General features: G+C 54.0%; 23 protein-coding genes. 10 read left to right on the top strand and 13 right to left on the bottom strand.

Annotated features, from left to right (window positions below):
• Positions 1-21 precede the first annotated feature (21 nt).
• Positions 22-957, bottom strand: a complete 936-nt coding sequence (mdh, locus tag AC6I8R_RS18390) for a malate dehydrogenase (protein ID WP_021183586.1) — start codon at positions 955-957, stop codon at positions 22-24.
• Positions 958-1,386: 429 nt separating this feature from the next.
• Here mdh and argR point away from each other — a divergent pair, with 429 nt between their 5' ends.
• The 4 genes from argR to yhcN (AC6I8R_RS18410) all read left to right on the top strand — a co-directional run bounded on the left by argR (position 1,387) and on the right by yhcN (AC6I8R_RS18410) (position 3,341).
• Entirely contained in the window at positions 1,387-1,857 is a 471-nt protein-coding gene (gene argR / locus AC6I8R_RS18395; RefSeq protein ID WP_013510710.1) for a transcriptional regulator ArgR, read from the top strand.
• Positions 1,858-2,348: 491 nt separating this feature from the next.
• Entirely contained in the window at positions 2,349-2,612 is a 264-nt protein-coding gene (gene yhcN / locus AC6I8R_RS18400) for a peroxide/acid stress response protein YhcN (protein WP_021183588.1), read from the top strand.
• Between the two features lie 89 nt (positions 2,613-2,701).
• Positions 2,702-2,974: a YdgH/BhsA/McbA-like domain containing protein gene (locus AC6I8R_RS18405; RefSeq protein WP_013510712.1), complete on the top strand. Its 273-nt coding sequence runs from the start codon at positions 2,702-2,704 to the stop codon at positions 2,972-2,974.
• 103 nt (positions 2,975-3,077) lie between these two features.
• Positions 3,078-3,341, top strand: a complete 264-nt coding sequence (gene yhcN / locus AC6I8R_RS18410) for a peroxide/acid stress response protein YhcN (RefSeq protein WP_013510713.1) — start codon at positions 3,078-3,080, stop codon at positions 3,339-3,341.
• Positions 3,342-3,398: 57 nt separating this feature from the next.
• On the opposite strand, the gene AC6I8R_RS18415 is transcribed toward yhcN (AC6I8R_RS18410), so the two are convergent.
• From AC6I8R_RS18415 to aaeX, 4 genes are all read right to left on the bottom strand, one after another.
• On the bottom strand, positions 3,399-3,668 hold the full coding sequence (locus AC6I8R_RS18415; protein ID WP_036625663.1) for a barstar family protein: 270 nt from the start codon (positions 3,666-3,668) through the stop codon (positions 3,399-3,401).
• Positions 3,669-3,855: 187 nt separating this feature from the next.
• Complete coding sequence (gene aaeB, locus AC6I8R_RS18420) at positions 3,856-5,808, bottom strand: p-hydroxybenzoic acid efflux pump subunit AaeB (RefSeq protein WP_415174780.1); 1,953 nt, start codon at positions 5,806-5,808, stop codon at positions 3,856-3,858.
• Positions 5,809-5,817: 9 nt separating this feature from the next.
• Entirely contained in the window at positions 5,818-6,747 is a 930-nt protein-coding gene (gene aaeA, locus AC6I8R_RS18425) for a p-hydroxybenzoic acid efflux pump subunit AaeA (protein WP_021183591.1), read from the bottom strand.
• Between the two features lie 8 nt (positions 6,748-6,755).
• Complete coding sequence (gene aaeX / locus AC6I8R_RS18430) at positions 6,756-6,959, bottom strand: p-hydroxybenzoic acid efflux pump operon protein AaeX (RefSeq protein WP_013510717.1); 204 nt, start codon at positions 6,957-6,959, stop codon at positions 6,756-6,758.
• A 269-nt stretch (positions 6,960-7,228) separates the two neighbouring features.
• On the opposite strand from aaeX, the gene aaeR reads away from it, so the two are divergent.
• A complete protein-coding gene (aaeR, locus tag AC6I8R_RS18435; RefSeq protein ID WP_036625599.1) occupies positions 7,229-8,146 on the top strand; it encodes an HTH-type transcriptional activator AaeR in 918 nt (305 codons plus the stop codon).
• Between the two features lie 99 nt (positions 8,147-8,245).
• Here the strand turns inward: aaeR and tldD are convergent, their stop codons facing one another.
• From tldD to csrD, 8 genes are all read right to left on the bottom strand, one after another.
• Positions 8,246-9,691, bottom strand: a complete 1,446-nt coding sequence (gene tldD, locus AC6I8R_RS18440) for a metalloprotease TldD (protein WP_208724272.1) — start codon at positions 9,689-9,691, stop codon at positions 8,246-8,248.
• Between the two features lie 65 nt (positions 9,692-9,756).
• Positions 9,757-13,572: an AsmA2 domain-containing protein YhdP gene (yhdP, locus tag AC6I8R_RS18445; protein WP_497832681.1), complete on the bottom strand. Its 3,816-nt coding sequence runs from the start codon at positions 13,570-13,572 to the stop codon at positions 9,757-9,759.
• 166 nt (positions 13,573-13,738) lie between these two features.
• The gene (rng, locus tag AC6I8R_RS18450; protein WP_021183595.1) at positions 13,739-15,208 is read right to left on the bottom strand and encodes a ribonuclease G; all 1,470 of its coding nucleotides are present in this window, start codon (positions 15,206-15,208) and stop codon (positions 13,739-13,741) included.
• Positions 15,198-15,791: a Maf family protein gene (locus tag AC6I8R_RS18455; protein ID WP_497832682.1), complete on the bottom strand. Its 594-nt coding sequence runs from the start codon at positions 15,789-15,791 to the stop codon at positions 15,198-15,200. Before AC6I8R_RS18455 ends, rng begins: the two co-directional genes overlap by 11 nt.
• Positions 15,792-15,799: 8 nt before the next feature.
• Positions 15,800-16,288: a rod shape-determining protein MreD gene (gene mreD / locus AC6I8R_RS18460; RefSeq protein WP_013510723.1), complete on the bottom strand. Its 489-nt coding sequence runs from the start codon at positions 16,286-16,288 to the stop codon at positions 15,800-15,802.
• Positions 16,285-17,310 carry a rod shape-determining protein MreC gene (mreC, locus tag AC6I8R_RS18465; RefSeq protein WP_021183597.1) on the bottom strand — a complete coding sequence of 342 codons (1,026 nt, stop codon included), beginning with the start codon at positions 17,308-17,310 and terminating at the stop codon, positions 16,285-16,287. Before mreC ends, mreD begins: the two co-directional genes overlap by 4 nt.
• A gap of 195 nt (positions 17,311-17,505) precedes the next feature.
• On the bottom strand, positions 17,506-18,549 hold the full coding sequence (gene mreB, locus AC6I8R_RS18470) for a rod shape-determining protein MreB (protein WP_003855260.1): 1,044 nt from the start codon (positions 18,547-18,549) through the stop codon (positions 17,506-17,508).
• A gap of 310 nt (positions 18,550-18,859) precedes the next feature.
• The gene (csrD, locus tag AC6I8R_RS18475) at positions 18,860-20,806 is read right to left on the bottom strand and encodes an RNase E specificity factor CsrD (protein WP_415174783.1); all 1,947 of its coding nucleotides are present in this window, start codon (positions 20,804-20,806) and stop codon (positions 18,860-18,862) included.
• Between the two features lie 29 nt (positions 20,807-20,835).
• On the opposite strand from csrD, the gene AC6I8R_RS18480 reads away from it, so the two are divergent.
• The 5 genes from AC6I8R_RS18480 to accB all read left to right on the top strand — a co-directional run bounded on the left by AC6I8R_RS18480 (position 20,836) and on the right by accB (position 23,886).
• Entirely contained in the window at positions 20,836-21,066 is a 231-nt protein-coding gene (locus AC6I8R_RS18480) for a hypothetical protein (RefSeq protein ID WP_497832683.1), read from the top strand.
• Between the two features lie 35 nt (positions 21,067-21,101).
• Positions 21,102-22,106 carry a protein-methionine-sulfoxide reductase catalytic subunit MsrP gene (gene msrP / locus AC6I8R_RS18485; RefSeq protein WP_415174784.1) on the top strand — a complete coding sequence of 335 codons (1,005 nt, stop codon included), beginning with the start codon at positions 21,102-21,104 and terminating at the stop codon, positions 22,104-22,106.
• Complete coding sequence (msrQ, locus tag AC6I8R_RS18490) at positions 22,107-22,709, top strand: protein-methionine-sulfoxide reductase heme-binding subunit MsrQ (protein ID WP_021183600.1); 603 nt, start codon at positions 22,107-22,109, stop codon at positions 22,707-22,709. It abuts the gene before it with no gap.
• A gap of 232 nt (positions 22,710-22,941) precedes the next feature.
• Positions 22,942-23,394 carry a type II 3-dehydroquinate dehydratase gene (aroQ, locus tag AC6I8R_RS18495; RefSeq protein ID WP_021183601.1) on the top strand — a complete coding sequence of 151 codons (453 nt, stop codon included), beginning with the start codon at positions 22,942-22,944 and terminating at the stop codon, positions 23,392-23,394.
• Positions 23,395-23,415: 21 nt separating this feature from the next.
• Positions 23,416-23,886: an acetyl-CoA carboxylase biotin carboxyl carrier protein gene (gene accB, locus AC6I8R_RS18500; RefSeq protein WP_021183602.1), complete on the top strand. Its 471-nt coding sequence runs from the start codon at positions 23,416-23,418 to the stop codon at positions 23,884-23,886.
• Positions 23,887-23,888 lie beyond the last annotated feature (2 nt).

Here is a 23,888-nt window from a genome sequence, read left to right on the forward strand (position 1 = left end):
GTGGATGCGCACCTGGTCAGTTTATTTCACAAACTCTTCGCCCTGAGCGATATCTTTCTTCAGCGTATCCAGCATGCCGGTTAACGCCTGTTGCTCAAAGGCGCTGAGCGGTCCGAGTGGACGGCGCTCCACGATACCGGTTTTGCCCAACAACAGTGGCTGCGAGAAGAAACGCGCGTATTCGCCATCCCCTTCCACATAAGCACATTCGACCACGTTCGCTTCCCCTTGCATGGCGCGTACCAGCGACAGGCCGAAACGTGCCGCAGCCTGACCCATTGACAGGGTCGCTGAGCCGCCACCGGCTTTGGCTTCCACCACTTCCGTACCGGCGTTTTGGATACGTTTGGTGAGATCCAACACTTCCTGCTCACTAAAGCTAACGCCTTTGACCTGCGACAGCAGCGGCAGAATGGTGACGCCAGAATGCCCCCCGACCACGGGTACGTCGATCTCGCCGGGTTGTTTGCCTTTTAACGCCGCAACAAAGGTGTTGCCGCGGATAATATCCAGGGTAGTTACGCCAAACAGCCGGTTTTTGTCATACACACCCGCTTTCTTTAGCACCTCTGCCGCAATCGCCACCGTGGTGTTAACCGGGTTAGTGATCACGCCAATTAAGGCCTTGGGTGCAGTGCTCGCCACCTGCTCAATCAGGTTACGAACAATGCCTGCGTTAACGTTAAAGAGGTCGGCGCGGTCCATGCCGGGTTTACGTGCCACTCCGGCGGAAATCAGCACCACATCGGCTCCCTTCAGTGCGGGCGTGGCATCTTCACCACTAAAACCCTCAACTTTCACTGCGGTAGGAATATGGCTGAGATCCACAGCCACACCCGGCGTAACCGGGGCGATGTCATAAAGCGAAAGGGCTGAACCTGCGGGTAATTGGGTCTTAAGCAACAGTGCTAGCGCCTGGCCAATACCACCAGCGGCACCGAGAACGGCAACTTTCATCCTGGACTCCTTATTAAGGTGGGGCAGAGATCTGCCGGGTTTCCATCGGGTTACGAGTTTAATCAACTTCTCAGGCGATAGCGACAATACCCGTCGCGCTATTAACACTGACGCCGCAATACGGCTCCCGAGACATCCACACTTCAGAAGTCGCCTGAATGATCATAGGTCGCAGCCAGAAGACAGGGGTCGGCAATGATCAGTCATTTTGTTGTTACCACTTCAATAATATAACAACATTGCAACCTTCGCTTTTGCGCGCCACGCCGCGATTTTGGCGTAGCGGTAAATCTCTGTTATGATCGCCGCCCTCGCAGCTTATCCCGGCGAACCTCTCACCTGTTTATTGCATAAAAATTCATTTAAATGCATAATCATTTATCTGCATGGGCTTGTTGCCCAACGCATCCCTCTTTTTATTGGTAACCTATGCGAAACCCATCTAAACAAGACGACCTGGTTAAGGCGTTCAAAGCCCTCTTGAAAGAAGAGAAATTCAGCTCTCAGGGTGAAATTGTGCAGGCGTTACAGGAAGACGGCTTCGAGAACATCAATCAGTCAAAAGTTTCTCGTATGCTTACTAAGTTTGGCGCGGTGCGCACGCGCAACGCAAAAATGGAGATGGTTTACTGCCTGCCAGCCGAACTGGGTGTACCGACCACGACCAGCCCGCTGAAAAATTTAGTGCTGGATATCGACTACAACGATGCTCTGGTGGTGATTCACACCAGCCCCGGCGCAGCGCAGCTCATCGCCCGTTTGCTGGATTCGCTGGGTAAAGCCGAAGGCATTCTCGGCACTATCGCCGGTGATGACACCATCTTTATTACCCCCGCGCGTGCTTTTACCGTGAAACAGCTCCATGACGCTGTGCTGATGTTATTCGAACAAGAGCTATAAAACCCTGCCCGCTACCGGCAGATTACCTGCCGGTAACAACTCGGCCATTCCCTTTACCCGCCGTCACGCTTGAAGCAAAATCCTCAAGAAACAATACATTAAGTATATTCTCGTCCGTTCTCACGCCCTGTGACAATTGGTAGGACCTTTTATCCCGCTTAACCTTTCGCGCTATTTTACACTGCTTTACATATCAACATCAGCCATATACCCCACTCGCAGCGTATCAGCCAGCTGGATCAACCGTAATATTTCGCACAGAAAGATAAAATGACATAGGTCATTGTTTTTACATGTAATTAACAGGTGTTGTGCAGAAACCAGGCGGTTTTTATAACACTCAGTTATTAAAAGTTGTCATAAGGACAAAGAATAACAACCAAACATTATTAGCAGAATATTAATTTCATGAGTGATTAGATCTATACTTCTTTTCGTGATGCAAATCACACCAAACAAAAAGAGAAAAAACAGAAGACGAGGAAATAATCATGAAAGTTAAAACTACTATCGCAACCATGAGCATTCTATCTGCCCTGTCATTTGGCGCTTTCGCCGCAGATTCTATTAATGCTGATCAGGCAATGAATCTGCAACCGGCCGGCACCATCAGTGTCAGCGGCACGGCTGGTTCGCCGATGGATATCCATCAGCAACTGAGCGAAAAAGCAGACCAGCAAGGTGCTAAAGCTTATCGCGTGATCGAAGCGCGTAATGACAACACCTACCACGCGACTGCTGAACTTTATAAATAAGTTCGCCGAAACAAGACGCAATGTGAAAGGCAACCCATTTGAGACGCGATTGCGCTCAGGTTGCTGACCCAAATTCAGGAGAGTGAATCATGAAAACTAAATTATCTATCGCAGTGCTGAGCCTGGCTTCCGTTCTTTCTTTCGGTGCCAGCGCAGCAAGCCTGATTACCAATGAGCAGGCAGACACCATGAATCTGCAACCGCTGAACCAAACCATCAGCGTGAGTGGCCGTGATGGCGACCAGAACAACATCCGTCAGGAACTGTCCGCCAAAGCCGATGCTCAGGGTGCCAGCCACTATCGCATCATTGAAAACAATCAGAATGACACCTACCACGTCACTGCTGAACTGTACAAATAATCGATAAATGATTATCCGGCGCCCAAACGGCGCCTGGATATGAATCGACGACCCGCTACCCACTTACCACCGCAGGTTGTTGATTGTAATGAGGAGACGAACAATGAAAATCAAAGCAACCATCGCAACCGCTAGCCTGCTCTCACTGTTGACCTTCGGTGCCTCTGCGGCACAACTGGTCACGGCGGAACAGGCTCAGAATATGCAGCCTGCGGGGACAGTGACCATCAGTGGTACTGCCGGTGCACCAATGGATTATCGTGCTCAGCTGTCGCAGAAAGCCGATGAACAGGGTGCCAGCGCCTATAAAGTGATTGAAGCCCGCACCGGCGACAACTATCACATCACTGCTGAACTGTATAAGTAATTCCTCGTCAACTGCTTGACGAACCCTTTGGCCCCGCTCGCCGGGGCCCTTTTTGCGTTACTTCACATTAAAGCGGAGCTGGCCATCCAGCTCCTCTTCTGCTTCATCAAACAGCAAAATCAACGCCCCATAGCGACGCTTCTGTCCTGACCCTAAGTGAATAAACTCAATCTCCAGCGGTAACGGCATTTGCTCGCCTGTCACCACTTCCCAGAGATCGTCCAAATCAGTAATCGCCAGATCCGCCAGCGCAAAACGGTCACTGAACTGGCGGAAGAAGTGCGCCTGATCGACGATTTCATCGAAATCAAAACGTTCGATTCTCATCATGACGACTCTCTTTTCTGTACCACTGCCCATTAAACCGGGTAGCCTGCGTTGATATGTTTGTGTTGCTGCGGGGGTGTGGATGCCCTCCTTCCCCCCTGACAGTTTGCATCCCGTCAGGAAAGTATAGATGGCATTACCGGTGGGTTTTGTGAGAGTGAGCCACCGCATCACGCGGTGGCTGGTTTCAGATTTGAATCAAGGTGTTCTGGTACTTACTCAGCATGTTGGCTAAACGTTTTACCGGCTCCGTTACGCTGCTCGGTGCCGCATAGTGCTGGAGTTTCTCCTGATAGACATCCAGCTCGCGTAACAACTGCTCAAAATAGACACGTCGTTTATCATCGCTACGCGTCGAGATCACCTGGTCAGCAGTGGATCGCAGCTGGCGGTGATAGGCGGAGAGATCTGCATTGATCGGCACCTCGGCATTGCGTAAGCGTTGATGGCCGATAATCAGCGTCAGCGCGATACGGTATTTATTGATATCGCCGGGGAACAGATTGAGCAGCAGAAACAGTTGCTGATACAGCGCTGGTAAGTGATTCTCGCGACGACGCGCCTGATTGGTGGTCATCGCCGCCACCGCCGCATACATAAAGCGATTCAGCAACTTACGTCCGGTACGCGCCTTAGATTTGTCACGAATCAGCAGAATCACCATCATCGCCACAAAACATCCAATCACCTGGCCCAACACGTTGTCGAGAAACACGTTGAACTCGAACTTCATCGGGTTATCCAGTACCAGCACGTTGATGGTACCAATCAGGGCACCTAACGTTCCCAGTTGGCGACGCTGGACGAAGATGCCGCCAATAAAGCCCAGCAGACCAATCGCGATGCAAAGCAGCAGCATACTTTGCTGGGTTGCAGGCAGGACGTAGATAAAGTAGAGCGCACCCAGCGGCACTGCGACCGTCATACCGTAGAGGAAGTCTTTTGCCATCATCAATGGATTAGGGGTACGCATCGCCAGTGCGGTGATTACCGCCAGCATCACCATACAGCCACTGCCAGAGGTCCAACCGGTGTACAACCAGAAAAGTGAGCCAATCGCCGTCGCCGCAAACGTACGTACGCCGTTAATCATTGCATGGTGAGTTTCGGCAGAACGCGCCTGAATCACCACTTCACGTTGCAGAATACCGTCTTCCAGCGTGGTGATACGGCTGTTGCTCCTGACGCCATTAATCAGCAACAAGTACTCGGTTGCTGCTCCCACCCAGCTGGCTAAGGTCAGCGGTGTGGATTTACTGCTGACGCCAATTACCCGGCGCATGATTTTCATGCGCTTGTGCACGTCATCAACGCTTTTGACCTCTTTCTCGATCAGCAATCGATACTGGGGCGGAATGTAGTCCGGGCGGGAATTCTGGATCAGGAAGGTTTCAGCGGCCTGCGTAATCAAGGTCAGGGATAAAGTATTCAGCATTTGCAGACGACGGCTGCTGTTTTTCCAACGCGAGGATTCCATCATCAACTGGCTGCGCATGGTGTTCAGCGCCGTGGTGCGGCGCACCAGCGCGCTCCAGGCTTTGTCGACTTCTTCTTTATCGCCGTGCGCGACACAAAGTTGCAGCAGTTTGTAGTGTGCCACCAGCAGCGAATCCACTTCCTGATCGATCACTTTTTTAATCGAACGGGGCGAGAAAATCATATCCGCCAGAATGGCACACAAAATACCCAGCACGATTTCGCTACAACGCTCAACCGCAAACTGCGGAGCCAGCGTCAGCCCACCACTGGCATCGGCGGTGACGACGATAATCAGCGCGGTGTAGCCTGCCAGACCCAGGGCGTAGGAGTTTTCAACTTTAATCAGCGAGGAGAGCCAGACGCAGAAGCCGGCCCACAGGCAACATAACAGCAGCATCACTACCGGGGCACGCACCGTGGCGATCATGATGGTCAGAGCTGCCGCGCTACCAATAAAGGTCCCGATAATACGCAGGATGCCGCGATAGCGCAGCGCGCCGGAGTAGGGATCACCTCCGGCGACAAAGGCGGTGCCACCCGCCACAATCCCGGCGGTCATCACCGCCCAGCGCGGCGTTTCCAGATTGAAGTGAAAGCCGATAATCAGCGCCGCTACCAGCGCAAACGTCAGCTTCACCGGGAAACGCAGGAACTCAATCATATCGCCCTCTTAACCAAACTCACGCAGGCGATTAAACAATTTGCTCATCGGTGAAGCTTGCGTCTTACGATCCTTCTCACCGGTAATCACCACGGTAGCGGTGGTGCCAGCCGGGAAGCGATTGCCAGGCTGATCGTCGAGATGAATACGCACTGGTACACGCTGCGCCAGACGCACCCACTCCAGATTGGAATCAACAGTGGCCATGCCTTTGCTGTCATTGGTGCTGCTGCTGTCGGTAACACCGGCTGCGATGCTGTCGACGGTGCCACGCAGCACGGTATTGCTACCCAGCGGGGTGATTTCCGCACGGAAGCCCGGGCGTACGCCATCCAGCTTGGTTTCTTCCATATAGGCCAGCACGTAGAACGTATGCTGCTGCACCAGAGCCACCGCCACTGAACCACGGGTAATAAACTCGCCTTCATAGACGTTAAGGTTGGTCACCCAACCGTCAGACGGTGCCTTGATGGTGGTACGATCCAGGTCGATGGCCGCCAGATCGCGCGTCGCAATAGCTTTCGCCAGCTGATGCTCGGTGGTGGTCAGATCGTTGTTGGCCTGGTCAATGGCTTCACGCGACATCGCGCTGGTGCCGAGTTGGTTACGGCGCGCCGCTTCACGACGTTTTTCGTTGGCGACAGCCTGGTAATACTCGACATCGGCCTGTGCTTCATCCAGCGCCTTCTGGTAACGGGGGCGGTCAACCACAAACAGGGTATCGCCCTTCTTCACCAGTTGGTTATCACGGACCGGCACCTCGGTGATCAAGCCGGTCACATCCGGAGAGATCGCCACGACATCGGCAGAGAATTTAGCATCACGCGTCCACGGGGATTCGGTGTAGAACACCCAGGCGCGGAAGATGATCACGATAGCGACGACAACCAGCAGGAGAGTAATCGCGTAGCGCGCGATTTTTCTTATTAGCGCTTTCACTTAAAACCTCAGACGAATAAACGGGATACAAGGTAAAACACACAGCAATAAAGCGCTGTGTTAAAAAGTGCCGGATGCCAAACCAGATCGTACAATCCGCTGGGCGTCAGCACGCGTTTCACCAGCCAGAACAGCGCCAGCGAAACTATGAGTTCAATGAAGATGGGCGGGAAAGACAGCCCAAATACGACAAATACCGGAAGCACACTCATTTCGGTTCCTTAGTTCGACCTTGCCGGATTGCACCGATACCTGCCCGCATGCCACATGGCACAAGGGGTTGATGATAATGGGATGACGGGTAGACTGATGGCAACATTCAGGCCGTTTGAGCTAATCATAGCGTATCATCTGACAAACACAGGCAGATTCACTGCCGTGTTAAGGTGCGGTGAAATGACCCAGCGTGCGTATAGTAACGCGCTTGACTATACGTTATCTACATATTGTGAGCTAAATCACTTTTTAGCCAGAGTAAACAATGGAACGACTTAAAGGCATGTCCATCTTCGCCAAAGTGGTTGAATTAGGATCCTTCACCGCCGCGGCACGTCAGCTTCATCTTAGCGTTTCGTCGATTAGCCAGATAGTCGCGAAACTGGAAGATGAGCTCCAGGTCAAGCTGCTGAATCGCAGCACCCGAAGCATTGGCCTGACCGAAGCGGGCAGAATTTATTATCAGGGCTGCCGCCGCATGCTGGCAGAGGCGATGCAGGTCCACGAACAACTGTATGCCTTCAACAACACGCCCATTGGTATTTTACGTATCGGCAGCTCGTCGACAATGGCGCAAAATGTCCTCGCTGATATGACCAGCGATATGTTACGTGAATATCCGGGTTTGAGCGTCAATTTAGTCACCGGCATTCCGGCACCGGATTTGATTGCTAACGGGCTGGATCTGGTGATCCGCGTCGGTGAGTTGCAGGATTCCAATCTGTTCTCGCGTCGCCTGGGCGCGATGCCGATGGTGGTATGCGCGGCCAAAAGCTATCTGGCACAGCACGGCACGCCGGAAAAGCCTGGCGAGATCGATAATTTTTCGTGGCTGGAATATAGCGTGCGCCCGGATAATACCTTCGAGTTGATTGCGCCGGAAGGGCTGGTCACGCGTCTGACGCCGCAGGGACGTTTCGTGACCAATGATTCGCTAACGCTGATCCGTTGGCTGAAAGCCGGGTGCGGTATCGCCTATGTCCCACTGATGTGGGTGATAAACGAGATCAACACCGGTGAGATCGATATCCTGTTTTCACAGTATCAGTCGGCCCCCAGACCGGTTTATGCGCTGTACACCGAAAAAGATAAGCTGCCGCTGAAAGTGCAGGTGTGTATCGACTATCTGACCGAGTATTTCAAACGGGTAGCGCGCCAGTATCAGCAGCACCGTAAAAACTGAGCATAAGTACTGTCGCGGCGCGATTTATCGCGCGTTTTTTTGCCATCGTAAAGGTCAAAAGGGCGCGATAAATCGCGCCGCTACGGTTCAGTGCTTGAATCAGGCGGTTCCGCCGACCGTGAGTTTATCCAGCTTCAGTGTCGGCTGCCCCACGCCCACCGGCACGCTCTGGCCTTCTTTACCACAAACGCCAACGCCTTTATCCAATGCCAGGTCGTTACCCACCATGGAAATCTGCTGCATGGCTTCAATACCGGAGCCAATCAGCGTGGCACCTTTTACCGGTTTGGTCACTTTACCGTTCTCAATCAGATAGGCTTCCGATGTTGAGAACACAAACTTACCGGAGGTGATATCCACCTGGCCGCCACCAAAGTTCGGCGCGTACAGGCCATATTCTACGCTTGCGATAATGTCCTGCGGCGTGGATTTCCCCGCCAGCATATAGGTGTTGGTCATACGCGGCATCGGCAGGTGCGCATAAGATTCACGACGACCATTGCCGGTAGGGTTGACGCCCATCAGACGCGCATTGAGCTTGTCCTGCATGTAACCCTTCAGCACACCGTTTTCAATCAACACGTTGTACTGTCCCGGTACGCCTTCATCGTCCACCGCCAGCGAACCACGCAAGCCCTCGATGGTGCCATCATCGACCACAGTACAAAGTTCAGACGCCACCAACTGGCCCATTTTCCCGCTGAACACCGAGGTGGCACGGCGGTTAAAGTCGCCTTCAAGACCGTGTCCAACCGCTTCGTGCAGCAACACGCCCGGCCAGCCAGCGCCCAGTACCACCGGCAGCGTCCCTGCCGGAGCAGCAACCGCCGAGAGGTTCACCAGCGCCATCCGCACCGCCTCACGCGCCCAGGCATCTGCACGCACATCACCGCTTTCATCGGCGAGGAAGAATTCATAACCGGTACGCGCGCCGCCACCGCTGGAGCCGCGTTCACGTTTACCCTGATCTTCCACCTGAACGCTGATCGACAGACGAACCAACGGACGCACATCAGCGGCCAGCGTGCCATCGGTCGCTGCCACCAGCACCTGCTCATAAACCCCGGTCAGGCTGGCATTCACTTCCTGGACGCGAGGATCAGCGGCGCGCGCCACTTTATCCACGCGATGCAACAGGGCGATTTTGTCTTCACGCGTCAGGCTATCCAGCGGATTGACCGGTGCGTACAGCGAGCGGTTGATCACAGCCGAAAGGGTATGGGCTTTGCCATTGCCCTGCTCGCGTACGATGCTGCGTGCGGCTTCAGCCGACTGGCGCAAGGCATTCAGGGTGATCTGGTCAGCATAGGCGAAACCGGTTTTCTCACCGCTGACCGCGCGAACGCCGACGCCCTGATCGATATGATACGAGCCGTCTTTAATGATTTTGTCTTCCAGCACCCAGGATTCGTGGAAACTGGACTGAAAATAGAGATCGGCATAGTCCAGACGACGTTCTGAAAGCTGCCCTAACAGGGAAAAAAGGTCCTGCTGATTAATGCTGTTCGCAGTTAGCAACTGCTCACTTACCAGATTCAGAGTCATCGTTTCTCACTCATTTTACGCTCAGATATTTCATAGCCTGCGGCAATTCCCCGACGGCGTCAAATTCACTTCTTGTCGTTTTCGCGCGGTTTGCGTAGCACTTCATTGATTTCCGGCTTATCCAGAGGGCCGCTGATGTGGTAACGCAATAGCGAAATTTTACTCCACAGTGGTCCCAGCACTTTACTGGCGGCAAATACCGCCGCGCCGACCACCGGGTTGATCACAAACGCGGTTGCGACGCCCACGGAGGCAGAGATCTCGGGTGCCACCACCGCTTCCATATCAATCTCGCGTTTCACCAGGTCCACTTTACCCTGCATGGCGATATCCGCTTCAAGACCATCCACCAGCAAGTTATCGGTATGCATCACGCCATTTTCAATCCATGCGGTGCCGTTGATCGAGTCAAAAAAGAAGCCCTGACTGAAGGTGTCGCTGAAATCAAAACGCAACTTACGCAGTAACGCATCAAAACTCATCAAACGCAGCAACTGTCCGGCACGGCCGGTATTCACATCGGCGATTTGACCTTTACCAAAATGGGATTTCAGCGTGCCACTCAGCGTCGGTTCTGAAGGTTGCCACGGCGCAGAACGCCAGTGCAAATCGTAGTCGACTTTAAAAGGCGCATCACGCAGCGGGGTGTTCACGCCAAACCAGTTGGTGGCATCGTTAATGTTTTTGCCACTCAGCGTCCCTTTCAGAGAAGTACGCTGCTCACCCGGTTTATTCACCCACTCACCATTGATACTCAGCTTCGAGCTACCGGTGTCAACCGAACCGTTAGTAAGTGCTAACGTATCGCCACGCGGTTGCAGCAGCGCCTGCATATGGCCAAATTTCTGCCCGCGCAGCCAGCACTCCTGGCAGCGCAATTGCAGGGCTGGCCAGCCAGAGAAGTTAATTGTGGTGTTGTCACTGAAAGGTGATGATGTTTCACCTTCTTTTCCTGCCCATTCCGGATTGTAATAGAGGTAACTCAGCGCCAGCTGCCACGGAGCATTTTGCGCAGTCACCAGACTACCGCGTGCTTCGCGGCTATCCAACTGCACCTGGGTGTTACCGGTCGGCCCCTGAGTCACCGTCGCATTGACATCATGCCACTGCTGGCCCGCCAGGGTCAGCGCCGGTGTATGCAACGTGACATCACCCGGCAGCAACGCACCACCGACACTGGTTTCCCCCTGCGCATTGCGCGAGCCACCCGCGCCTGCCAGCAATCCCATCCAGGCTTCACCGTTAATTTCCGGCAAATTCAGCACCATGCCGCGATTTTCCGGCAGCTTCGGTGTGGTTTTTGTATCGTTGAGCCAGATACCACGATCGACCCGCAATTGAGGTTCCAGCAGCCAGCGGCTGTTAAAGCGATGATTTCCCAGCACGCTACCACTCAGTTCGAATCCGTTGAGATTACCATTGGCGGAGATTGTCACCGGCATCGCCGCTCCCGCTTTCTTATCCAGCGGAGCAGGTAAGTGACTGCTTACATCTTTGCCATCACCACTCAGATCAACCTTGTAGCTGGCCCCACCTTTATGCGGCAGAGTGATATCGACATTCCCCTGCCACGCCAGGTTGCCGCTTAATTGGCTGGTGACTGTCGCGGGCAGCATCTTCAGCTTCGCCAGCTGCCAGTCGCCCAGCAGCTTAACGTTGACGCCAAAGTTGTCCGGGTTCTCCTGGGTACTGAAGCTGACGCCCACCGGCTGCCCGAACCAGTTCGCCTGCATCTCCTCGCTTTCCAGGTTGCCATTGTTATAACGGAAGCGCCCGGTCAGGTTGTTCAGCGTGGTATTCAACGGTTTGATGTGCAAGCTGTTATTGTTCATCACCACATTACCGCTGGCATGAACCAGCTCGCCATCCAGCGGGATGTCGAGATTGAGATGGCCGCGGGTGTTGCCTTTAATCTGCAATTGTTGCAGGGCGGCCCCCAGCGTGGGTTTGAGCGGCGTTTGCTCGAAATAATCGGCAATCTGCTTGCCCTCACCACTCAGATCGCCGTCAATAATCAGCTTCTCTTTCAGGTAATCCGGGATGATCGCGCTGATATTGCGGGCGTCCACCTCTCCCAGTTTCGCCTGTTCGGCCTTCATCCACAGGCCGTCATTGACGAAGTCGAGGTTAATGTCGAGATTATTGATTGCCGGCCAGCCGGGCTGGAATTGATAGGTAGCCTGACGTAACGGCACCCACACCTCAAACATGCCGTCGTTATGCTTAAACGGGAAGAGTGTCGGATCGCCGGCAAACAGCAAGGTGGCGTTATCCACCTGACCGCCTTTAATGGCATCGCTGAGATAGTGGGTCAGGCCGTGGCCCATCAGCGGTTCCGGGAAATAACGCCAGGCATCACCGGCATCGGTAACACGAATACCCGCCAGGATATCGAGACGCGGGGCTTTGCCGAGATTTTGCTGGTAAAGAAAATCCCCGCGCGCCCATAGCGAACGCGCTTTCACGTCCAGTTGATGGCCATCCAGTGTCAGGCCATTGTCATCATGTCGCCAGTTAAGCTTGCCGGTAACCTGCTGAATTTGTAGCGGAGCCTGGAACATGTCACCGTAGGGCACTTCTGCCTGCCCCATCGCGACATCCAGCATGCCATTACTCAGGCTACCGCTGGCGCTGCCGCTCAGATTGCTGATGCCCGGTAACAGCTCCCAGTGCTGCCAGCTTAAATCTCGCCATTTGGCCTGAAGGCGGGTTTGCTCCGGCTGCTGCAACGGAATATCCAGCGCCAGCGCTTCAATCTGACCCTGCGGCTGTAGCGCCCGCCAGTTATCAAACATCGCCGGAGAGAGGGGCTGGAACAGCGGCACCAGCGGTGCCAGACGTTGCAGATCCAGTTGGGTGGCACGCACGCGGATTTCCGGCGCGTTATTCGCCCCAAGCAACTGTTTATCTTCCGGTCTCCACAGCAGCGAGAAATGTCCCGGTGCCCAGGCGATGCCATCGGTGCTGAGGCGGGTTTGTGGTACGGACAACATCCAGCCATTCTGGAAGCGCGACAGATGGGCCGTTAAGCCGTCCACCTGCAACTGATGATCGCCCTGCTCGCCACGCCAGCGCGCCCCGCCCTGACGTAACAGCAAATCGCCAGCATAGACATCGCCATCACGCAGGTTTACCCACGCGGCAAGGCTGAAACGTGCACTTTCGAGGCTGGTGTTATCACGCAGCCAGCGGCCAATCCACGGGCGCACATCCACGTCATCCGCCTGCATCCAGATGCGCCCGGTATCCAGCAAGCCATTATTATCGCTGAGGTCAAGACGTACCTGTACCACGCCATGCTGCCCGGTAAAACTGGACAGGCTCACTTCCCCTTCCGCACGGTGGCGCGTTTTTTCGTTCAACCAGGTCAGGCGAGGGATCGCCAGCTCGGCGTGTTGTCCGGAGGGCGTGAGAAAACGGATACTGCTGTCACGCAGGTCGAAGTGGTCAAACTGCCGCAGGAAAAGTTCGTTGATTTGCGTGGGTTTGAAGCTGTTTTTCTGTTCATCGCTGGTCAGGAGTTGGCGATTGAGTTCAAGGCGCATCTGCCAGAAGGTGAGATCACGAAACTGCCAGCGCCCCTGAAGCAACGACTGCCAGATATTCAGCGCCAGGTTGACCCGACCAATATGCATTTGCCCCTGATCTTTCAGGGCAATGTGCAGATCGCGGATCTGTAACGTAGGGCCGAAGTTTTCCCACCGGCCCTGCAACTCACTGGCCTGTACCGGCACGCCAGTAACGCGCGATACGGCTTGCAAAATGTCGCTGCGGTAGCTGTTGAGATGCGGCATGACGAGGCGCAGCCCGCTGACCAGCAGCGCCACAATAACGATGATTGTGGCGAGCAGCAGTAACAAAATCCTCGGCAACCGCCTCACACACCTCTCCTTGTCTTCCGCCGGATTACGGATCGATACCTCTCATGCCCTGACCGTTATCAGTGCGGAACAATCGGGACGAAAGCGCATGTTAACCCAAAAAAGGGGGTATTTTTAGCCCGATTCCATGACAAAACGTCGTGCAAGGCCAGCATTAACAAGAAAATTACATCATCACCACGTCAAACTGCTCCTGCGTGTAGAGCGGCTCAACATGGACTTTCACCTGTTTGCCGACGAAGATCTCAACTTCGGCTAACGCATGTGATTCATCGCTCTTCAGCGCTTCCCCCACCGCCGGTGACACGTACACCAGGAAACGGTCTGAATCGTAGGCATGGTGGACACGCACGATCTCACGCATGATCTCGTAGCAAACAGTTTCCACCGTTTTCAGCGTGCCGCGTCCTTTGCACACCGGACAATCAGCACACAGCACATGCTCGATACTTTCGCGCGTGCGTTTTCGTGTCATCTCAACCAGCCCAAGCGCTGAGAAACCGTTGATCCCGGTTTTAACCCGATCTTTACTCAACGCGCTTTCCAGCGAATGCAACACCCGGCGGCGATGGTCATCGTTACTCATATCGATGAAATCGATGATGATAATGCCGCCAAGATTGCGCAACCGTAGCTGACGAGCAATTGCCTGTGTCGCTTCGATATTGGTGTTGAAAATGGTTTCGTCCAGATTGCGATGGCCGACAAACGCACCGGTATTGATATCGATGGTGGTCATGGCTTCGGTTTGATCGATGATCAGATAACCGCCGGACTTCAATTCAACTTTGCGATCAAGCGAACGCTGGATCTCATTCTCCACATCGTAGAGATCAAAGATGGGTTGCTTGCCACTATACAGCTCCAGCTTGCTGGCCATCTCCGGGATATATTCACCGGTGAATTCCACCAACAGATCGCAGGTCAGACGCGAGTCTACGCGGATGCGGTCCAACGCGGCCCCGGCGAAATCTCGCAACACACGCTGCGCCAGCGCCAGTTCGCCATACAGCAGGCAACGGGTCTGGTTACGCTTTTTGCGTTCACTGACTTTGGTCCACAAACGCTTGAGGAATGCAGCATCCTGCGCCAATTCCTCCTCGCCAATGCCTTCAGCAGCAGTACGGATGATAAAGCCACCAAGATCATCACAATAGGCGGCCACCACCGCTTTCAGGCGTTCGCGCTCCGCTTCGCTTTCAATTCGCTGAGAAACGCCAACGTGTGAGGCTCCCGGCATAAATACCAGATAACGCGATGGCAGGGTAATGTCGGTGGTCAGGCGTGCGCCTTTGGTGCCAAGCGGATCTTTGACCACCTGCACCATCAGGTCCTGCCCCTGGCGCACCAGTTCGGCAATATCGCGTACGCTGAAATTCTTCTGCTCATCACCGGCAACACATTCGGTGTGCGGCATGATATCGGAAGCGTGCAGAAAGGCAGCCTTATCAAGGCCAATGTCGACAAACGCCGCCTGCATGCCGGGTAGCACACGGCTGACGCGTCCTTTATAGATGTTGCCCACAATGCCACGGCGCGCTTCGCGCTCGATGTGGATTTCCTGCAAAATGCCGCCATCAATATAGGCGACGCGCGTTTCAGAGGGTGTCACATTTACCAGCAGTTCAGCCGTCATCTTGTCCCCTTAGCGCACGCAGCGACTGGAAATTGCTGAGCAACTCTCCGGTCTCAACCAGCGGTAAACCCACCACTGCGTGATAGCTTCCATTAATTTTGCGGACAAAGTTTCCGCCAATGCCCTGTATCCCGTAAGCGCCGGCTTTATCCATCGGTTCGCCACTGGCGATATAGTGCGCAATTTCTTCTGCCGTGATCTTGCGGAAAGTCACGTCTGTAACAACCAGGCAATCCAGCTGTCGCTGACGATCGGCCAACGCCACTGCGGTCATAACCTGATGTGTCTGCCCGGAAAGCTTACTCAGCATGTGCTGAGCATGGTCGGCATCGCGTGGTTTTTCCAGCACTTCGCCATTCAAAACCACGATGGTGTCAGCACCCAATACCGGCAGATCCTGCGGGGCAACCTTCACACCAGCCGAAGCTTTATCACGCGCCAGACGGCAGACATAAGTTTCAGCAGCCTCTTCAGGCTGACGCTGCTCTTCCACATCCGTGATCAGACGTTCAAATTGCAGGCCAAGCTGCGTCAACAGCTCACGTCGACGCGGTGAACCGGAAGCCAGGTACAGGGTTATCATAGTTTTCCTTACTGAACAGCGAACTGACGGCGAATCTTTCTCATTAATAAGAATAGCCAGGGCCAGAGAATGCCGTCGACAACGCTACTCCAGAAGATTTCCGGACGAAAGGAGACATTGATCACCAAAAATTCCGCCCAGAAAACAATAACATCCACCGCCAGCGATAGCACCATAACCATTAATGCCTGCTGCCACAACGCTAAGTTACGGAAAAGCTGGAATTTAAAGGCTACCAGATAGGCGATGATACTCAACGCCAGCGCACGTACGCCCAGCGTTGAGCCTGCCACCAGGTCCATGATGGCACCCAGCACGAAGCCAGTGCCCACATTCACCCGATGTGGCAGCGCCAGTACCCAATAGATCAGGATCAGCAACAACCATGATGGCCGGAACATGTAGATTTGTTCGGGCCAGGGCATGATTTGCAGGATAAGGGCAATCAGAAAGGACAGCCAGATAACCCATCGGCCCTGGCTGCGATAGCTACTCAAGGCTGGCCTCCACGCGAGTTCGCCGGTGTTACCTGCGAACTACTGCCACTATTGGCAGGTGCGGGTGGTCCCATTTGTTGACTGGCTGGTGCAGGTGGCCCCATTTCACCGGCGGGCGGTAACACCTGCGGCATCATCTGCATTAAACGTTCATTAGCGACACGATGCACTTCATCCGGCGCCATTGGCATATCGCCGTTACGATCGGCACCCCACAGCAGCAGCAGATAGCGCAGACGCTGTAAGCCCGCCGTTGGATGGGCCTGGATAATGGTGTACGCACGCTGCGTATCCACTTTCACCGATGACACCACACCCACCGGATAACCTTCCGGGAAGCGACCACCCAAGCCCGAGGTCACCAGCACATCACCCACACGAATGTCGATGTTGCCCGGTAAATGTTCGAGTTGCAGGTCTTCATTACAGCCGTTACCGGCCGCAATCACGCGGATATCATTACGCAGCACCTGAATAGGCAGCGCATGGGAAGCATCACAGATCAGCAGCACACGGCTGGTCACCTGACCTACCGCCACCACCTGTCCGACAACACCTTTATCGCTGATCACCGGCTGGCCTTCGTAAACGCCGTTTACGCTGCCCTTGTCGATAACCACCTGATCGGTGTAGGGATCGGTGCCAGTGGAGATCACCTGCGTCACCATTTTGTGTTCATCCTGACGCAGCGGTGAGCCAAGCAGCTCGCGCAGACGCGCGTTTTCCTGCTTGTATTGCCCCAGCATGAGCAGGTCGCTGTTCTTCAGGAAGAGTTCACGGCGCAGTGCTTTGTTTTCCTGCTCCAACTGCTGGCGAGATGCCAGCGTGGCAGAGACGCCGTCAAGCAGCTCTCTTGGCCCGTTTGCCAGGAAGTAAAAGGGACTGACCGAGGTGTCCAGGTAGTTGCGGATCTGGGAAAAAGAGCCCACGCGACTATCAGCGATAATAATCGCGATCGCCACAATGACTGCCAGAAAAAGGCGCAACTGCAGGGATGGCCCCCTGCTAAAAATCGGCTTCATAAAATCTGCGTGTTCCTCGACATCAGGGAAGAAGCGCGGGTGTTAAGACCTGCGCCTCCATGGCTGGACGCATCATAGTCATATCCCCTTTCTTCAAATTGCAGGTACGCTGATTACGTGCGTTCCCACAGCCTGAATAAGGGGTCAGGCGCTAATTCCCTGCGCAATTTGACCAGGGTCACAGCCGATGAGGATTTACTCCTCGCTGAACAAATCGCCGCCGTGCATGTCGATCATTTCCAACGCTTTACCACCACCACGCGCTACGCAGGTCAGTGGATCTTCGGCCACGACCACCGGAATACCGGTTTCTTCCATCAGCAGGCGATCGAGGTTACGCAGCAACGCGCCACCACCCGTCAGCACCATACCGCGCTCGGAAATGTCGGAAGCCAGTTCTGGCGGGCACTGCTCCAGTGCCACCATTACCGCGCTCACGATGCCGGTCAGTGGTTCCTGCAACGCTTCCAGGATTTCATTGGAGTTCAGCGTAAAGCCGCGAGGCACACCTTCAGCCAGGTTACGCCCGCGCACTTCGATTTCGCGCACTTCGTCACCCGGATACGCAGAACCAATCTCATGCTTGATACGCTCAGCGGTCGCTTCACCGATCAGCGAGCCGTAGTTGCGGCGTACATAATTAATGATAGCTTCATCGAAGCGGTCACCACCAATACGTACTGAAGAGGAGTAGACCACACCGTTCAGCGAGATGACGGCCACTTCAGTGGTACCACCACCGATATCAACCACCATCGAACCGGTTGCTTCAGATACCGGCAAACCGGCACCAATCGCAGCTGCCATCGGTTCTTCAATCAGGAATACTTCGCGAGCACCTGCGCCCTGCGCAGATTCACGGATGGCACGGCGTTCAACCTGGGTTGCACCCACCGGCACACACACCAGCACGCGTGGGCTGGGGCGCATAAAACTGTTGCTATGCACTTGCTTGATAAAGTGCTGGAGCATTTTTTCGGTCACGAAGAAGTCAGCGATAACGCCGTCTTTCATCGGACGAATAGCGGCGATATTGCCTGGTGTACGACCAAGCATCTGTTTAGCGTCATGACCAACGGCGGCTACGCTCTTTGGGGAGCCGGCACGATCCTGACGAATGGCAACCACGGAAGGCTCGTTTAGCACGATGCCTTGTCCTTTTACGTAAATCAGGGTATTCGCGGTACCCAGGTCAATGGACAAGTCATTGGAAAACATGCCACGAAATTTTTTAAACATACTAAGGGATAATCCTGCAAGCTGGGGGCGGAAAATAAAATCCGCCTACTTTACCAACCACGCGAAGCCGCTACAAGGCGCAAAAACGTTCCGCTTCGGTGAAAAAATGTGCTAGCTAAATTTTACAGCATTGTATGCCACGGTTAGCTAACGATAAACGGCGCTAAGCCGCCGCTTTTACGGCTATTCGCCCAGCCAGCACGGGCGATTCTGGACATAAAATCTAACATTTCCCATCGTGCTGGAGATCGAGAAACTTCACGTTTACACCTGGAAACAACTATCAGCGTCGTTATCAGGCTTAGCAGGACTATATCCGGTAACGTTGCGAATGCTTTTTCACGTTACTGTTCACCGGCAGCGACGGCGCAAAGAAATCGCCCTGCCCGCCGGATACGCCAAGCCCCGCCAGCGTTTGCCACTCCGCACGCGTACGTACGCCAGCCGCAAATACCTGAGTCGGCGTGGACTTACACACCTCCAACAGGCTTTGCACAAAAAGCTGATTTTCCGTACGTCGTTCAATATTGCGCACCAGACCGGGGTCCAGTTTGATTAACTCAACGGGAAATTGCTTGATGTAGGCGCTGCTTACTACCGTTAACCCCGCCTGGTTGACGGCGATGCGACAACCAAACGCACTGAGCATTTTGAAAACCGGCACTAAACGGTTGATGTGTTGACAAACATCCGCCTCGGCAAGTTCAAATAAAAAGCGTTTTCTTTGCGATTTACTGCACTGGAGTAAAAGTTTTTGCAACCAGCGCTGAAAAGAACGCTGCACCAGTGAATCAATATTCACCGGCAACGCCAGCGTTTCATCGGGCCACACCTCTGATAACGCGGCGATACGGGTCACCATCTGACGGTCCCAGCTTTCAGCCATGCCCAGTTGCTGTACCAACGGCATGAACTCCGCCGACACCACTTCTTTATCACCATCAAAGACGCGAGCCAGCATCTCGCGGTGATGGACTTTACCGTCCAACAACACGGCGGGCTTCTGATACAGACGTGGTCCACCACGGCTCTGGGTGTTCTCCAGCAAGGTGCGCCAGCGCACGCTGCCACGTCCCATCTCCAGAGGGTTGCCCTCGCCAATTGACCAGCTGTTCCCCCCTTGCAACGCCGCACGACGGGTCGCCATTTCAACATTTTCCATCACCTGCGGCACGCTTTGCCCGCTGCGCCAGGCGCTGATACCAATATGGATGAGATCATCGCGATCCAGCATGCGCATCGGTGGCAATGAATCCACCGCATTGATCAGTTGATCGGCAATACTGTTTGCTTCTTTCAGGGTGCGATGCGGCAGCAGCACCGCGAAGTCGCTGCGGAAATAGCGCGCCAGCAAGGCGCCCGGATAACGCAGCACAAAGGTCGACAACATGTTAATCAGGTCAAAAAGATACTCTTCAGCCAGTGCCGGACCGAGGGTTTCATGATGCGTTTCGAGATCGGGCAAACGTACCATCATCACCACGCCATGCGTGCCGACATCTTCCTGATCTTCTAACAGGGTCGCCAGTTGGTTGTCGAAGAACAATCGATTATTCAGACCGGTACGGGAATCCTGCGCGGCAAAGGTGCGAATTAAAGTGTCGATACGCAGTCGCTGTTCGCCTGCTTCGCGTAAATCATGTAGCAGCAGATCAATGGCGTGGCTGGCTTTGGGCGGCCATTCCGACTCCTCTCCAACGCGCGACTGACGATCGCCCGCCAGAATACGTTCCGAGCGCGCTTCCAACCGCTCCATATTGCGCCAGTGACGGTTCAGCCAGCGATGCGTCATCACCAACAGCGAGGCCATGATCAGCACCACGCTAAAAATAACGATCAAGGTGTAGGCACCCGTGAAAGAACGAAACCAGGTTTTGGCCGGGTCCAGTACCACAACGCGCAGCGACAGTCCGGATGAGTGCACCAGCGGCAGATCAAACTGAATAAAGCGGTTTGGCTCATCCTCCAGCATCGGGTTTTCATGGCGAGCCAGGCGAAACAACGTGCGGTCACCGCTGTGTAATTCGAGTTGTTCAGCATTGATAACCGGCATCAGACGCGTCAGCCATTGCGTCAGATCCTGGGGCGACTGGGTGAGCAGGGCTTTGTCGACTTCGGTAGCCAGCGTTTGTACGCGGGTTTCAACGCGCTGCTGTGATAGCCAGATAAAACTAAAAGCGCAGCCGACCAGCATCAGTAACATCGCCAGTAAGCTTAATAATGTAATAAACGCAGAAAACTTCGTGGTTAATCGCATCCCTGTGCCTGTAATCACTGCGGTTATGAATGGAAAAGAACCGTCTGCACGAGCCTCACTGGCGCAAACCTGAGCAAAATAGCATAAATCACCGTCTGAAACAGCGTTCCGCCGAGATCGCGGTGCAGACAAAGGCGAGTATAACGACAAACATCGTCCACCTGACTTTCACCGGATTTTTTTCGTCCTATTCTCAAGATAAGCGCAACCAGGAAATTTCACATTTTTCCGCACTTACTGGCAGGCTGCGCAGGGTTTGATCATGCTTGCTTTATTTATGCAGCCGGAGAATTCCATGAAGACAAAGCATTCCCTTTCTGAAGCTGATGTCACGCCAGAAAGCATCTTTAATATGCAGCGTCGTCAGGTGCTGAAAGCGCTCGGATTAGGTGCCGTTGCTGCCAGCCTGCCGGGCGGCGCCCAGGCCGATGTCCTGAGTTGGTTTAAAGGTAACGATCGCCCCGCAGCCCCGGCCGGTAAAGCGTTGCAATTTAGTAAACCGCCCGCCTGGCAGGCCGATTTGCCGTTAACGCCATTCGATAAAGTCGCAGGCTACAATAATTTCTACGAATTTGGCCTGGATAAGGCCGATCCGGCGGCCAATGCCGGGACATTAAAAACCGATCCCTGGCAGTTACGTATTGAAGGTGAAGTCGCCAAACCGATCACGCTGGATATGGATGACATCTTCAAACGTTTTGCGATGGAGCAGCGGATATATCGCATGCGCTGCGTAGAGGCCTGGTCAATGGTGATCCCCTGGGTGGGATTTGAGCTGAACAAGCTGCTGAAACTGGCAGAACCCACCAGCAACGCCCGTTTTGTTGCGTTCCAGACGTTATATGCCCCGGATCAAATGCCCGGTCAGAAAGACCGCTTTATTGGCGGTGGACTGGATTATCCCTATGTTGAGGGGCTACGTATGGATGAAGCCATGCATCCGCTCACTCTGCTCAGCACCGGCGTGTATGGCAAAGCGTTACCTCCGCAAAATGGTGCCCCAATCCGCCTGACGGTACCGTGGAAGTATGGTTTCAAAGGCATCAAGTCGATTGTCAAAATTACCCTGACGCACGATCAGCCGCCCACCACCTGGAACCAGATCGCCGCAAATGAATATGGTTTCTATGCCAACGTTAACCCGCATGTTGACCATCCGCGCTGGTCACAAGCCACCGAGCGTTTTATCGGTCCGGGAGGTATTTTGAAGGTAGAACGGCAACCAACGCTGCTGTTTAACGGTTATGCCAAAGAGGTCGCTTCGTTGTATCACGGGTTGGATTTACGGGAGAACTATTGAGTGCGTCTGACATTACGTCATATCACCTGGCTTAAAGTGGTGCTGCACCTGGCGGCTTTTTTACCGTTCGTCTGGTTGTTTTTCGCCGCTAATCAGGGTTGGTTAAGTGCCGATCCGGCCAAAGATATCCAACATTTTACCGGCAGAATGGCGCTTAAGTTGTTGCTGGCGACCTTGCTGGTCAGCCCGTTAACCCGCTATGCCAAACAACCGCTGCTGATTCGTACCCGCCGCCTGCTGGGTTTGTGGTGCTTTGCCTGGGCCTGTCTGCACCTGACGAGCTACTACCTGCTGGAACTTGGCGTCGATAATCTGCGATTACTCGGCAGCGAACTGGTTTCCCGTCCCTATCTGACCTTGGGGATTATCTGCTGGGTGATCCTGTTCGCATTGGCCGTCACCTCCTTCCAACGCGCCCAACGCAAACTGGGACGGCGCTGGCAAACGCTGCATAATGGTATCTATCTGGTGGCGATCCTCGCCCCCATTCACTATCTTTGGTCTGTTAAAGTCCTGTCACCACAGCCGTTGATCTATGCCCTGCTGGCGCTACTGCTGTTAGCCTGGCGTTACAATAAGTTGCGAAAACTCCTGTCCAGATAATTCCTGCAAGGTTGTCTTCCGGCTGCAATTTCTGTTAAAAGGTGTGGCCTTCAGGCCGCATCCGATCATCTTCGCAGATAAGACCAGTATTTTGCTGCGAATTGCGACGAAACGGATATAATGCCCGGCTTTATTGCAAGACACGTCTTCTTTTTCACTTCGAAGAGTGACAAAGCAAGAATGTCGCGGTATTTTACGCGATGCCTGAATAATTGCAGGAGATAGCAGCAAGATGGCGCACAAATTTCACATACTGCTTTTGAACGGACCCAACCTGAATTTACTGGGTACGCGCGAGCCTGAGAAGTATGGTCACACGACACTGGCGCAAATTGTCAGCGATCTGACGCAACAGGCCGATCAGCACCATGTGAAATTGAGTCATCTGCAATCGAACGCGGAGTTTCAGTTGATTGATCGTATCCATGAGGCCAGAGGCAATGTGGATTACATCATCATCAATCCTGCCGCGTTCACGCATACCAGCGTCGCGCTGCGTGATGCCCTGCTGGCGGTGAGCATTCCTTTTATCGAGGTGCATCTCACGAACGTGCATGCCCGCGAACCGTTCCGCCATCACTCCTATCTTTCCGATGTATCTGCCGGCGTCATTTGTGGACTTGGCGTTGATGGATACTCGTGGGCTTTACAAACGGCGGTCAAACGCCTGACACATTCCAATTAAACAGAGTACGGAACCACACTCATGGATATTCGTAAAATTAAGAAACTGATCGAACTGGTTGAAGAGTCCGGCATCGCTGAGCTGGAAATCTCTGAGGGCGAAGAGTCCGTTCGCATCAGCCGTTCACCTGCCAATGTCGGTTATCCTGTTATGCAGCAGGCTTATGCTGCACCTGCACCGCAGATGGCTCCTCTGGCCGCTGCTGTTGCCCCAGCTGCTGCCCCAGTAGCCGCTGAAGCTGCCAAACCAGAAATCACTGGTCACATCGTGCGTTCACCGATGGTCGGCACCTTCTATCGTACCCCGAGCCCGGATGCGAAAGCCTTTATCGAAGTCGGCCAGAAAGTTAACGTCGGCGACACCCTGTGCATCGTTGAAGCGATGAAAATGATGAACCAGATCGAAGCCGATAAATCCGGCGTGGTGAAAGCGATTCTGGTGGAAAGTGGCCAGCCGGTTGAATTTGACGAGCCGCTGGTTGTCATCGAATAACG

The sequence above is a fragment of the Pantoea sp. X-Soil-OKNW-713 genome (assembly GCF_059730685.1).

Excerpts from the sequence above, each read along its gene's own strand:
- mdh (WP_021183586.1), bottom strand. The coding sequence starts at position 957 with ATGAAAGTTGCCGTTCTCGGTGCCGCTGGTGGTATTGGCCAGGCGCTA.
- argR (WP_013510710.1), top strand. The coding sequence starts at position 1,387 with ATGCGAAACCCATCTAAACAAGACGACCTGGTTAAGGCGTTCAAAGCC.
- yhcN (WP_021183588.1), top strand. The coding sequence starts at position 2,349 with ATGAAAGTTAAAACTACTATCGCAACCATGAGCATTCTATCTGCCCTG.
- AC6I8R_RS18405 (WP_013510712.1), top strand. The coding sequence starts at position 2,702 with ATGAAAACTAAATTATCTATCGCAGTGCTGAGCCTGGCTTCCGTTCTT.
- yhcN (WP_013510713.1), top strand. The coding sequence starts at position 3,078 with ATGAAAATCAAAGCAACCATCGCAACCGCTAGCCTGCTCTCACTGTTG.
- AC6I8R_RS18415 (WP_036625663.1), bottom strand. The coding sequence starts at position 3,668 with ATGAGAATCGAACGTTTTGATTTCGATGAAATCGTCGATCAGGCGCAC.
- aaeB (WP_415174780.1), bottom strand. The coding sequence starts at position 5,808 with ATGATTGAGTTCCTGCGTTTCCCGGTGAAGCTGACGTTTGCGCTGGTA.
- aaeX (WP_013510717.1), bottom strand. The coding sequence starts at position 6,959 with ATGAGTGTGCTTCCGGTATTTGTCGTATTTGGGCTGTCTTTCCCGCCC.
- aaeR (WP_036625599.1), top strand. The coding sequence starts at position 7,229 with ATGGAACGACTTAAAGGCATGTCCATCTTCGCCAAAGTGGTTGAATTA.
- tldD (WP_208724272.1), bottom strand. The coding sequence starts at position 9,691 with ATGACTCTGAATCTGGTAAGTGAGCAGTTGCTAACTGCGAACAGCATT.
- rng (WP_021183595.1), bottom strand. The coding sequence starts at position 15,208 with ATGACGGCTGAACTGCTGGTAAATGTGACACCCTCTGAAACGCGCGTC.
- AC6I8R_RS18455 (WP_497832682.1), bottom strand. The coding sequence starts at position 15,791 with ATGATAACCCTGTACCTGGCTTCCGGTTCACCGCGTCGACGTGAGCTG.
- mreC (WP_021183597.1), bottom strand. The coding sequence starts at position 17,310 with ATGAAGCCGATTTTTAGCAGGGGGCCATCCCTGCAGTTGCGCCTTTTT.
- mreB (WP_003855260.1), bottom strand. The coding sequence starts at position 18,549 with ATGTTTAAAAAATTTCGTGGCATGTTTTCCAATGACTTGTCCATTGAC.
- csrD (WP_415174783.1), bottom strand. The coding sequence starts at position 20,806 with ATGCGATTAACCACGAAGTTTTCTGCGTTTATTACATTATTAAGCTTA.
- AC6I8R_RS18480 (WP_497832683.1), top strand. The coding sequence starts at position 20,836 with ATGGAAAAGAACCGTCTGCACGAGCCTCACTGGCGCAAACCTGAGCAA.
- msrP (WP_415174784.1), top strand. The coding sequence starts at position 21,102 with ATGAAGACAAAGCATTCCCTTTCTGAAGCTGATGTCACGCCAGAAAGC.
- aroQ (WP_021183601.1), top strand. The coding sequence starts at position 22,942 with ATGGCGCACAAATTTCACATACTGCTTTTGAACGGACCCAACCTGAAT.
- accB (WP_021183602.1), top strand. The coding sequence starts at position 23,416 with ATGGATATTCGTAAAATTAAGAAACTGATCGAACTGGTTGAAGAGTCC.